General features: G+C 67.1%; 8 protein-coding genes and 2 pseudogenes. 7 read left to right on the forward strand and 3 right to left on the reverse strand.

Annotated features, from left to right (window positions below; genetic code table 11):
- Positions 1–11 precede the first annotated feature (11 nt).
- Positions 12–1,511: pseudogene (locus AC27KI_RS13445) on the reverse strand (type VI secretion system Vgr family protein); the annotation flags it as partial.
- Between the two features lie 222 nt (positions 1,512–1,733).
- Between AC27KI_RS13445 and AC27KI_RS13450 the strand changes: the two are divergent.
- The gene (locus AC27KI_RS13450) at positions 1,734–2,390 is read left to right on the forward strand and encodes an SGNH/GDSL hydrolase family protein (RefSeq protein WP_487114218.1); all 657 of its coding nucleotides are present in this window, start codon (positions 1,734–1,736) and stop codon (positions 2,388–2,390) included.
- A 178-nt stretch (positions 2,391–2,568) separates the two neighbouring features.
- Positions 2,569–3,387, forward strand: a complete 819-nt coding sequence (locus AC27KI_RS13455; RefSeq protein ID WP_284395298.1) for an HDOD domain-containing protein — start codon at positions 2,569–2,571, stop codon at positions 3,385–3,387.
- 121 nt (positions 3,388–3,508) lie between these two features.
- Here AC27KI_RS13455 and AC27KI_RS13460 read toward each other — a convergent pair whose 3' ends face one another.
- Together AC27KI_RS13460 and AC27KI_RS13465 are read right to left on the reverse strand one after the other, a co-directional pair.
- Positions 3,509–4,885, reverse strand: coding sequence for a dicarboxylate/amino acid:cation symporter (locus AC27KI_RS13460; RefSeq protein WP_487114224.1), 1,377 nt, complete (start codon positions 4,883–4,885; stop codon positions 3,509–3,511).
- Positions 4,886–5,148: 263 nt separating this feature from the next.
- Complete coding sequence (locus AC27KI_RS13465; protein WP_487114220.1) at positions 5,149–5,757, reverse strand: glutathione S-transferase; 609 nt, start codon at positions 5,755–5,757, stop codon at positions 5,149–5,151.
- Between the two features lie 190 nt (positions 5,758–5,947).
- Between AC27KI_RS13465 and AC27KI_RS13470 the strand changes: the two genes are divergently transcribed.
- From AC27KI_RS13470 to AC27KI_RS13490, 5 genes and pseudogenes are all read left to right on the forward strand, one after another.
- The gene (locus AC27KI_RS13470) at positions 5,948–6,406 is read left to right on the forward strand and encodes an Lrp/AsnC family transcriptional regulator (protein ID WP_284395294.1); all 459 of its coding nucleotides are present in this window, start codon (positions 5,948–5,950) and stop codon (positions 6,404–6,406) included.
- Positions 6,407–6,568: 162 nt separating this feature from the next.
- Positions 6,569–7,837, forward strand: a complete 1,269-nt coding sequence (urtA, locus tag AC27KI_RS13475; protein WP_272564695.1) for an urea ABC transporter substrate-binding protein — start codon at positions 6,569–6,571, stop codon at positions 7,835–7,837.
- Positions 7,838–8,034: 197 nt separating this feature from the next.
- Positions 8,035–9,612: an urea ABC transporter permease subunit UrtB gene (gene urtB / locus AC27KI_RS13480; protein WP_487114222.1), complete on the forward strand. Its 1,578-nt coding sequence runs from the start codon at positions 8,035–8,037 to the stop codon at positions 9,610–9,612.
- 68 nt (positions 9,613–9,680) lie between these two features.
- On the forward strand, positions 9,681–10,841 hold the full coding sequence (gene urtC, locus AC27KI_RS13485) for an urea ABC transporter permease subunit UrtC (RefSeq protein ID WP_284429128.1): 1,161 nt from the start codon (positions 9,681–9,683) through the stop codon (positions 10,839–10,841).
- Positions 10,838–11,210, forward strand: a pseudogene (locus AC27KI_RS13490) (ATP-binding cassette domain-containing protein); the annotation flags it as partial. The gene urtC and the pseudogene AC27KI_RS13490, both read left to right, overlap by 4 nt.

The raw sequence follows: 11,210 nt of genomic DNA on the forward strand, positions 1-11,210 counted from the left end.
CTGTCTCAAAGCCGGATGGCGTTGGCATCGCCCGCGCCGTTCTTCATGTCCGTTCGCCGAAGGCCCGCCCTTGCTCGTTTGGTCTTGATGCCCGACTGCGTCGCGTTGCCGGGCAGGCCCCAGGGCGGCATGTTGTCGGCGTTGTACACGCAGCCCAGGATGATGGGGTAGTCCGGGTCGCCGTTCAGGAAGTCGACGATCACCTCCATGCCGATGCGCGGAATGAACACGTTGCCGAACTGCGGCCCCGCCCAGGTGGAGGACACGCGCACCCAGCAGCTGGAGTTCTCATCCATCGCCCCGATGCGGTCCCAGTGGAACTGCACCTTCACCCGGCCGTACTGGTCGGTCCAGATCTCCTCGCCCGGCGGGCCTACCACCACGGCCGTCTGCGGGCCCGTGGTGCGAGGGCGGGGCGTGGCGACGACGGGGCGGTAGGGCATGGCGGTGGGGTGCACCTCCATCGAAAAGCGCTGGATCGAGCCGCCCTGGGTCTGGCCCACGCCGTTCAGGCCCACGCTGGCCTGGGCGTTTTCCTCCAGGTAGTACTCGACCGACACCACCAGGTACTGCTGGTTCTGGTCTTCGCGCGGGTAGTTGTCCAGCACGATGGTGTAGCCGGGGGCGATGCTGCGCTTGTTCAACTTCGCGTGGGCGCGGTGGTGGCCGGCCAGGCCGGTTTCCATCTGCAGCCGGGTGTAGGTTTCCCCATCGGAAAACTCGGTGTAGCCCCCGGGCCACTCGTACCTCTCGTAGCTGTCGTGGGCATGCCCTGGCGGGGACTGGCGCATGTCGGACAGGTCGGCGCGCGGCTTCTTGAAGTCGTAGTCGTCCAGGTAGGCCCGGCCGGGCTGCACCTGCTGGCCCATGTGCCAGGAAAAGATGTGTTCCCGGTCGGCCAGGGCGGCCTTGCCCGGTGGGTGGAAGGGAATCACATGGCCGCCCGGCAGCGGGCTGTGCGAGCCCATCACGTCGTCGGCGAACACCAGCGTGTGGCTGCCGGGCTGGTGTTCGAAATACCAGTAAATGCCTTCGGATTCGCACAGCCGCGCGATGAAGGCGAAATCGGTCTCGTGGTATTGCACGGTATAGGGCCGCACGCGATAAGCCCGGGAGAGCTTTTTCTGCATCGGCTGGCCGTATTTCTGCAGCACGCTCTCCACGATATCCGGGACGGTCATTTCCTGGAAGATCTTGAAATCGCTGCGCCGCGTGGCCAGCCACAGCCAGGGGCGCAGCACCATGCGGTAGGCGTAATTGGCCGAGGTGTCCTGGCCCTGCATGCCAAAGCCCGTGGCAATACCGTCCAGGTAACGCCGGCCCAGCCCCTCGGTCTCCACCACGACCGTGGCAGCGAGGCCCAGCAAGGCTTTCGGGTCGATGCCCTTGTTCTTGGAGATCAGGTCGATCTCGAATTCAAACAACCCGGACAGCGCCTCGCTTCCTTTCAATTGCCTGAATTGCAACGCCTCTCCCAAAGGCGTTTGAATTGTTACGCGGCGATTAGTCATGCGAGAAATTGTTTCTTAGCTTTGAATCGGGTCCGCATTATGCTGGCGAGGCCTGCCCATCGGCACCGCGCGTTTGTGCGGCGCAACAGCCTCAATTGCATCCAAATGTTCGTGGGGTTATCTGCGACTGCGTCCGTTGTGGTTTCAGCGGGGTTGTGGTGGACTGCGAAGTGATCCGGCAGCAGTGGCCGGACGCTATGCAACCAGATAAAAAGGGAATCCATGGGAGATGCAGTTTTCGGCCCGCAGCGGCCATGCTCGGTGGAGCTTGACGGCGACAGCATTCTGTTCGGCTTCGATCCCGCGTCCACGACCTGGCGGCACGCGCAAACGCCGGCGCAGCGCATTTTGGCCAGGCGCCCGCACTGGGTGATCGACGACCGCACGGCGGCCGGCCTCCAGGCGTACGACCTGGTGCGGGGCTACGAGGCGCCTTTCGACAGTGCGCCGCCCGAGCTTTTCCCCCGCGGGCCGCAGGGCCCGTTCGATACCGAGCCGCACCCGTCGCGCATCGTGGTCCTGCAGGTGGGGGTGAACGACCACGCACGCCCCGGCTTCGACATCGAGGCGTTCGAGGACGATTACCGCGGCCTCATCGGCTGCGTGCATTCGCTGGGGCATGCCGCCGTGGTCACCGGGATCACCCCGGTCTCCGACAAGATCTTCGGCCCCGCGGCGCTCGCCACCATGCAGGCGATCAATGCGGCCATCCGCCGGGTGGCGGCCGACACGCGCACGGTGCATGCGCACTGGGATTCGATGCCGTTCTCGGTGGACAGGGACACGACCGATGGCATCCACCCCACGCAGGCCGCCTCGAACCGCCTGGCCGACCGCCTGACGGTGGCGCTGGAGCGCACCTTCCGGCTGGGCGCATAGCGCAGGCGGCCATGGCCTGCAAGGGCATGGGCAGGGCTGCGGGGTCCGCCGTTGCCAGGGCAGCACAAACCCGCGGGCTGGTGAATTCCCTGCCCGGCGGGCGCCGAGACGGTGATACAAAAACACCAGCGGGCTGGAAGGCCGGCCTGCACACCCCCTTCAAGAAAAGGTCGTCCGCATGCCCGCACTCGCCGCTTTCCTCCAGGAGGTCAAGCTGCCCACCATGCCCGAGGTGGCCCACAGCCTGATCCAGACCCTGCACGACGACGACATCCCCTTCGAGAAGGTGCGCACCGCCATCTCCAAGGACCCTTCGCTCACCGCCAAGCTGGTCCGCATGGCCAACAGCGCGCGGTTCGGGCTGCCGCGCCAGGTCTCCTCGCTCGACGACGCCATCAACATGGTGGGGCTCAACCAAGTGCGCACGCTGGCCCTGGCGGCGTGCATGACGGGCTCGTTCGCTGACGCGCCAGGCGTGGACCGGCAGGAGTTCTGGAAGGAAAGCATGGCCTGCGCCGGCTACGCACAGTGGCTGGCAAGGGCGCTGGGCACCGATGTGCAGCAATCGTGGCTCACGGGCTTCATGGTGCGGCTGGGCGAGCTGATCATCGCCCAGAAAGCGCCGAGCGAGATCGTGGAGATCGAACGCCTACCGCACCTGCCCGGCGGCCGCTGGCAGCGCGAGCAAAGCCTGCTGGGCTTCACCGAAGGGCAGATCACGGCCGAACTGGCGCGGCAGTGGAAATTCCCCGACGAGGTGGTGCGTGCGCTGGAGACGGCCTCCGACCCGCTGGCCAGCCCCTCGTTCTGCCGCCTGGGCGCCATCGTGCACGTGGCCACGCTGCTGGCGGAGATCGCCGTCGGCCCCAAGGCGAGCGTGGCGGAGACGATCGGCGCGTTGCCGGACGAACTGCTGCAGGCGCTGCAGCTCGATCCCGGCTGGCTCGCCGACCACCTTCCGGATCCGGCCGTGTTCACCGACACGTCGGCGCTGTAAACCGATCCATCCATCCATCCGCCCACCCGCCCGCCAGCGGCGCCCACGGAGACGCCAATGAAAAGGCCGGCGAAAGCCGGCCTGACAGGGGGGGGCGCAAGGCCCCATGGAGCCTGCCGCCTCAGCGGTGGCCGCTCGTGTCCATGCGTTCGGTCTTCGCGTCCAGCAGCACCTCGGGCTCTTGCGCGTCCACCCAGTTCGGGTCGTTCAGGCGCTGCTTGAGCTTGTTCTCGTCGAGGTCACCGGTCCACTTGGCGACCACGATGGTGGCCACGCCGTTGCCCACCAGGTTGGTGAGCGCGCGCGCCTCGGACATGAAGCGGTCGATGCCCAGGATGAGCGCCAGGCCCGCCACCGGCACGTGGCCCACCGCCGACAGCGAGGCCGCCAGCACGATGAAGCCGCTGCCCGTGATCCCGGCCGCGCCCTTGGAGGTGAGCAGCAGCACCAGCAGCAGCGTGATCTGGTGCGTGATGTCCAGCGGCGTGTTGGTGGCCTGCGCGATGAACACGGCGGCCATGGTCAGGTAGATGGAGGTGCCGTCCAGGTTGAACGAGTAGCCGGTGGGAATCACCAGGCCCACGGTGGTCTTCTTGGCGCCCAGGTTCTCCATCTTTTCCATCATGCGCGGCAGCACGGATTCGCTGGAGGACGTGCCCAGCACGATCAGCAGCTCTTCCTTGATGTACTTGATGAACTTCCAGATCGAGAAGCCGTGGAAGCGCGCAATGGCGCCCAGCACGATGAAGATGAACAGCAGGCAGGTCAGGTAGAACGAGCCCATCAGCTTGCCCAGCGACAGCAGCGAGCCCACGCCGTACTTGCCGATGGTGAACGACATCGCACCGAAGGCACCGATGGGCGCCACCTTCATGATGTAGCCGACGATGGTGAACAGCACGTGCGAGGTCTTCTCGATGAAGTCGAACACCAGCGTGCCGCGGCCGCCGAAGCGGTGCAGGGCGAAGCCGAACATCACGGCGATCAGCAGCACCTGCAGGATCTCGCCCTTGGCGAACGCATCGACCACCGTGGTGGGGATGATGTTCATCAGGAAGTCGGTCGTGGTGCCCATCTTGCCGGGCGCGGTGTAGGCGGCGATCGACTTGGTGTCGATGGTGGAGGCATCCACGTTCATGCCGGCGCCGGGCTGCAGCACGTTGACCACGATCAGGCCGATGATCAGCGCGACGGTGCTCACGATCTCGAAATACAGCAGGGCCAGGCCGCCGGTGCGGCCGACCTTCTTCATGTCTTCCATGCCCGCGATGCCGATCACCACCGTGCAGAAGATGATGGGCGCGATGATCATCTTGATCAGCTTGATGAAGCCATCGCCCAGCGGCTTCATCTGCTCGCCCAGTGCGGGGTAGAAGTGCCCCAGCAGCACGCCGACGACGACGGCGAAGAGCACCTGGATGTACAGCGAGCGGTAAAGGGGTCTCTTGGGGGGGGGGCGTGCGTGTCTCTTGCATAGGTCTGCGCGTACCGTCGCCAGCAGCGCTCATTTTGGAGGTGCGTGAATGTATGCCTGTGCCATGGCCTGCGCGATTGTGGAAATCCACATGGTGGGAAATACGTACACGCTGCGCGTGCAGGGGGGCGGGAGGCCGCGCGCACCCTGCCACCGTGGCGGAATGCGCCGGTTTTCGGGGGGCGATCCGGTCCATGCCGGCCGCGCGGGCAGGGTCGCCGGATCGCCGAGATGTCAGCCAGGTGACAGACTTTGCGGCCGGTGGAGCGTGCGCCGGCGCGCAGCCCTCAACGGGCCGGACAGGCGAGAAACGCCGGCAGCCGCTCCGCCTGTCCGGCATAGGCGGCCAGGACAGGGTAATCGGCGGCCAGGACGGTATCGGCGACCATGCTCTGCATGAAATCCCACGCCACGGCGATGGTGACGCCCGCATCGGTGATGGCCTGCTCGGGCGCCGGCAGAGGGGCCTGGGCCAGTTCGGCTTCGAGCTGCCCGCAGGCCGCCAGCAACTGGCCGCTCACGCGGTCGATCCAGGGGGCATGCTGCTTGTCCGCAGGACGCAGGTTCTGTTCGTACACCCGCTGTACGGCCTTCTCGCAGGCGGCCAGCGCCAGGCCGGTGAGGCGCAGATCGCGCAGCAGCGCGGGCCCGCCGAGCGGCTGCAGGCGGTGGCGCGACAGGGTGCCGGCCCATTGCAGGATCAGCCCCGAATCCATCAGCACCGTGCCGTCGTCGGCCACCAGCGTCGGGGCCTTCACCACCGGATTGATGCGGCCAAAAGCCTCGAAGGTGCTGAACACCGAGAGGGGCAAGTGCTCGAAGGGCAGTTCCAGCAGCCGCAGCGACACGGCGACACGGCGCACATAGGGAGAGTCCAGCATTCCAACCAGCTGCATGGGAAGGGTTCCTTGAGAAAAGCGGCCAAAGAAAGCCAGGGCGGGGTCCGCGAGGACGCCGGTGGCACGGCCTTGCACGATAGGCGCGCGGCCCCTGCCGATGAAGGGCGGGGCATCGGAAATGCCGGCTCCAAACCGATGGATGATCGGAACCTCCCTTCCCGAACCCGCAACCCCCCGGAGCGCTGGCATGACCCTCGACAAGAAAGACTGGCTGATCCTGGAAGCCCTGCAGACCGATGCCCGCCAGAGCCTGGCCGCGCTGGGCAAGCGCATCGGCCTGTCCCAGCCCGCCATGAGCGAGCGGGTGCGCAAGCTCGAGGACGCGGGCGTGATCGAGGGCTATGGGGCGCGGGTCAACCTGCGCGCCATCGGCGTGCGGCTGCAGGCCATCATCCGCGTGCAGACCGACCATGCCGGCATCGCGCCCTATGTGAAGCTCTTCGAGTCCATGCCCGAGGTCCTCGAGGCCGATCGCGTGACGGGCGAGGATTGCTTCATCGTGCGCTGCGCCATCGCAGAGCCCGAAGACCTGCAGTCCGTGGTCGATGCACTGGCCCAGCACGGCGCGGTGACCACGTCGCTGGTGCTGTCGAGCCCCGTGCGCAAGACCACCACGGTGCACGCCCTGCGGTCCCCGCGGCGCTGAGCGGGCCAGCCGGGCCGGCCCCGCGGCATCGGGGCCGTGTACGCCACTTGGCGTATTGGCGGCCCGGGGGGCAGTCTCCAGAATCCATTCCATCGACCGGACAAAGGCGCCCTGCGGGGGCCCCGGGCGAGCGGTTTGAACCCCATTCATCGGAGCTGCACCATGCAACGTCGTTACTCTCTCAAGGCCCTCGCGGCCATCGCCACGCTGGCCGGCCTGTCGGCGCTGCCGGCCCATGCCGCCGACACCATCAAGGTGGGCGTGCTGCACAGCCTGTCGGGCACCATGGCCATCTCGGAGACGGTGCTGAAGGACACCGTGCTCATGGCCATCGACGAGATCAACGCCAAGGGCGGCGTGCTCGGCAAGAAGCTCGAGCCCGTGGTGGTGGACCCGGCCTCCAACTGGCCCCTGTTCGCCGAGAAGACCAAGCAGCTGCTGGGGCAGGACAAGGTCTCGGTCATCTTCGGCTGCTGGACCTCGGTGAGCCGCAAGTCCGTGCTGCCCGTGGTCGAGGAAATGAACGGCCTGCTGTTCTACCCCGTGCAGTACGAAGGCGAAGAGCTGTCCAAAAACGTGTTCTATACCGGCGCCGCGCCCAACCAGCAGGCCATTCCCGCGGTGGACTACCTGATGAGCAAGGACGGCGGCGGCGCCAAGCGCTGGGTGCTGCTGGGCACCGACTACGTGTACCCCCGCACCACCAACAAGATCCTGCGCGCCTACCTGAAGTCCAAGGGCGTGAAGGACAGCGACATCGACGAAAAGTACACGCCCTTCGGCCATGCCGACTACCAGACCATCGTGGCCGACATCAAGAAGTTCAGCCAGGGCGGCAAGACGGCAGTGGTCTCCACCATCAACGGCGACTCCAACGTGCCCTTCTACAAGGAGCTGGGCAACGCGGGCCTCAAGGCCAAGGACGTGCCGGTGGTGGCCTTCTCGGTGGGCGAGGAAGAACTGCGCGGCGTGGACACCAAGCCGCTGGTGGGCCACCTGGCGGCATGGAACTACTTCATGTCCATCAAGAACCCCACCAACACCGCCTTCATCAAGCAGTGGAGCGACTACGCCAAGGCCAAGAAGATCCCCGGCCACATGGACAAGCCGCTCACCAACGACCCGATGGAGGCGACCTACATCGGCATCCACATGTGGAAGCAGGCGGTGGAGAAGGCCAAGAGCACCGATGTGGACAAGGTCATCGCCGCCATGGCCGGCCAGACCTTCCAGGCGCCCAGCGGCATCGTGAGCAAGATGGACGAGAAGAACCACCACCTGCACAAGAGCGTGTTCATCGGCGAGATCAAGGCCGACGGCCAGTTCAACGTGGTGTGGAAGACGCCCGGCCCGGTCAAGGCCAAGCCCTGGAGCCCGTACATCGAAGGCAACGACAAGAAGAAGGACGAGCCCGACGGAAAGTCGAAGTGAAATCGAAGTGACACCCCCCTGAGGCGCTGCGCGCCTTCACCCCCTCTCTCGCTGCGCGGGAGGGGGGACGACGCCAGCGGCCCGGCAGAGCCGGTTCCGCGGCGTCTGCTGGCTTGGGGCCGCGCTGGTGCAAACGGCGTAACGAAGTCAGAGCCGTGGTTGCAGTCCTCCCTCGTTCGCGAAAACCACCCATCCCAATGTTTCCCACCTTCTTTCACCGCCTGATCGCCTGCCTGCTGCTGTGTGCGGCGGTGCAGGCGCACGCGCTCACGCCGCAGGCCGCGCGTGCCATGGCGGCGGGCGAGACCGACGAGCGCATCGCCGCGCTGCAGCAGGCCATCGCCACGCCCGACGATGCGACGCTGGCCTTCATCCGCGCGATGGCCGACGATGCGGTCAAGATCGCGGGCGACCGTGCCATCACCATCAAGGACGGCAAGGGGCTGGACCCCGCCACCGGTGCCGAGGTGCCGGTGCCCGACGATGCGGAGGACATCGTCAACAACAACCGCATGCGCGGCGAGTTCGATGCCGCGCTGGCCTCGCTGCAACTGCTGTCGCCCGACGCGGCCCAGCGCCGCGCCGCCATTGAGTCGCTCAAGGAAGAGACCGACGCCGCGCGCCTGCCCCTGATCGAAAAGGCCCTCGCCGCCGAGAAAGATGCCGGCCTGCGCGGGCGGCTCGAAGCCATCCGCGCGCGCATGCTGCTGGCCGACAGCGACGCGGCCCACCGCCTGGAGGCCGCGCAGTACCTGGCCGCCAGCGGCAACCCCGCCACGCGCACCGTGCTGCTGGAGCAACTGCGCCAGGAGGCCGACCCCAAGGTGAAGGCCGCGATCCAGTCCGCGCTGGCCTCGGTGGAAGGCCGGCTGCAGTGGGGCGAGAAGCTCGCCGCGCTGTTCTCGGGCGTGAGCCTGGGGTCCATCCTTCTGCTGGTGGCGCTGGGGCTGGCCATCACCTACGGGCTGATGGGCGTCATCAACATGGCGCACGGCGAGCTGATGATGATCGGCGCCTACGCCACCTACGTGGTGCAGGGCCTGTTCCAGAAATACCTGCCCGGCGCCTTCGACTGGTACCTGGTGGCCGCCGTGCCGGCCGCGTTCTGCGCCTCCGCCCTCATGGGCGCGGCGCTGGAGCGCAGCGTGATCCGCTTTCTCTACGGCCGGCCGCTGGAGACGCTGCTGGCCACCTGGGGCATCAGCCTGATGCTGCAGCAGCTCGTGCGCACCGTGTTCGGCGCGCAGAACGTGGGCGTGGAAAACCCTGCCTGGATGAGCGGCGGCGTGCAGCTCATGGACAACCTGCAGCTGCCCTGGAACCGCGTGATCATCGTGGCCTTCGCCTTCGCGGTGCTGGCCGGCGTGGCCTATCTCATCGGCCGCACGCGGCTGGGCCTGTTCGTGCGCGGCGTCACGCAGAACCGGCCCATCGCCTCGTGCATGGGCGTCAACACCGCCCGCGTGGACACCTATGCCTTCGCCCTCGGCTCCGGCATCGCCGGCCTGGCCGGCTGCGCTTTAAGCCAGGTCGGCAACGTGGGGCCCGACCTGGGGCAGGGCTACATCGTCGATTCGTTCATGGTCGTGGTGCTGGGCGGCGTGGGCCAGCTGGCGGGCACCGTGTACGCGGCGCTGGGCCTGGGCGTGCTCAACAAGTTCCTCGAAGGCTGGACGGGCGCCGTGCTGGCCAAGATCGCCGTGCTGGTCTTCATCATCGTGTTCATCCAGAAGCGGCCGCAGGGCATCTTCGCGATGAAGGGGAGGGAGGCATGAGCGCCCGTCGTCGTCTTCATCGCCGCCCGCCGCGCCACCTGCCTCTGCCTGCCTAGAAGAAGAAGCCCATGCCCCATCGAGACATCTCCCTTCCTGCGCCAGCGCCGCTGCTCACGCGGTCCGGCTGGTCGGCGTTCATCGTCGCGCTCATCGCCGTGTGCGCGGTGGCGCCCGTGCTCAACCTGTGGCTGCCCGCCGGCAGCCCGCTGCACCTGTCCGACTACGCGGTGGCGCTGCTGGGCAAGATCATGTGCTACGCCATCTGCGCGCTGGCCATGGACCTCATCTGGGGCTACACCGGCATCCTGAGCCTGGGCCACGGCCTGTTCTTCGCCCTGGGCGGCTACGTGATGGGCATGTACCTCATGCGCCAGATCGGCCGCGACGGCAACTACCAGAGCGACCTGCCGGACTTCATGGTGTTCCTGGACTGGAAGGAGCTGCCCTGGCACTGGGCGCTGTCGGACAGCTTCGCCGCCACCTTGGTCCTCGTCGTGGCCGTGCCGGGGCTGGTCGCCTTCGTGTTCGGGTACTTTGCCTTCCGCTCGCGCATCAAGGGCGTGTATTTCTCGATCATCACGCAGGCCATGACGTATGCCGCCATGCTGCTGTTCTTTCGCAACGAGACGGGCTTCGGCGGCAACAACGGCTTCACCGATTTCAAGCGCATCCTGGGGCAGCCGATCGCCACGCAGAACATGCGCATGCTGCTCTTCGTGCTCACGGGGCTGGCGCTGCTGGGCTCGTTCCTGCTCGGGCGCTGGCTGGTGCGCAGCAAATTCGGCCGCGTGCTCCAGGCGGTGCGCGATGCGGAGACACGCGTCATGTTCTCGGGCTACTCGCCGCTGCCCTACAAGCTCACCATCTGGACCATCAGCGCGATGATGTGCGGCGTGGCCGGCGCGCTGTACGTGCCGCAGGTCGGCATCATCAACCCGGGCGAGATGAGCGCCGCCAACTCGATCGAGATCGCTGTGTGGGCGGCCGTGGGCGGGCGCGCCACGCTCATCGGCCCCATCGTGGGCGCCTTCCTGGTGAACGGCGCCAAGAGCTGGCTCACCGTGACCGCACCGGAGTTCTGGCTGTACTTCCTGGGGGCGCTGTTCATCGCCGTCACCCTGTTCCTGCCCAACGGCATCGTGGGCCTGCTGCGGCGCCCGCGCAAGGCGGTGGAGGACGCGCGCCAGCCCCTGCGCGGCAGCGCCAAGCCAAAGGAGGGCGCGCAATGACCCCCGATCTGATGGAAGAAGGCGCGCGCCGCATCGCGGGCGATGCCCCGGCGGCACGCACGGGGCAGACCGAGTCCGGGGGCCGCACGGCCGGCTTCTCGCGCGTGGCCGTGCCCGGCGAGGTGGACGTGGCCCACGGCCGCATCCTGTACCTGGAAGACGTGCACGTGAGCTTCGACGGCTTCAAGGCCATCAACGGCCTGAACCTGGACATCGCGCCGGGCGAGCTGCGCTGCGTGATCGGCCCCAACGGCGCGGGCAAGACCACGCCTGTTTCACATGCTCACCGGTCACCAAGGGCGTGAGCGGCGGGCGCCATCGTGTTCGACGGGCACGACGTGACGCGCGAGCCCGACCACCGGCGCGTGC

Source organism: Acidovorax sp. KPB24-03 (assembly GCF_057546605.1).

Excerpts from the sequence above, each read along its gene's own strand:
- AC27KI_RS13450 (WP_487114218.1), top strand. The coding sequence starts at position 1,734 with ATGGGAGATGCAGTTTTCGGCCCGCAGCGGCCATGCTCGGTGGAGCTT.
- AC27KI_RS13470 (WP_284395294.1), top strand. The coding sequence starts at position 5,948 with ATGACCCTCGACAAGAAAGACTGGCTGATCCTGGAAGCCCTGCAGACC.
- AC27KI_RS13455 (WP_284395298.1), top strand. The coding sequence starts at position 2,569 with ATGCCCGCACTCGCCGCTTTCCTCCAGGAGGTCAAGCTGCCCACCATG.
- urtA (WP_272564695.1), top strand. The coding sequence starts at position 6,569 with ATGCAACGTCGTTACTCTCTCAAGGCCCTCGCGGCCATCGCCACGCTG.
- urtC (WP_284429128.1), top strand. The coding sequence starts at position 9,681 with ATGCCCCATCGAGACATCTCCCTTCCTGCGCCAGCGCCGCTGCTCACG.
- AC27KI_RS13465 (WP_487114220.1), bottom strand. The coding sequence starts at position 5,757 with ATGCAGCTGGTTGGAATGCTGGACTCTCCCTATGTGCGCCGTGTCGCC.
- urtB (WP_487114222.1), top strand. The coding sequence starts at position 8,035 with ATGTTTCCCACCTTCTTTCACCGCCTGATCGCCTGCCTGCTGCTGTGT.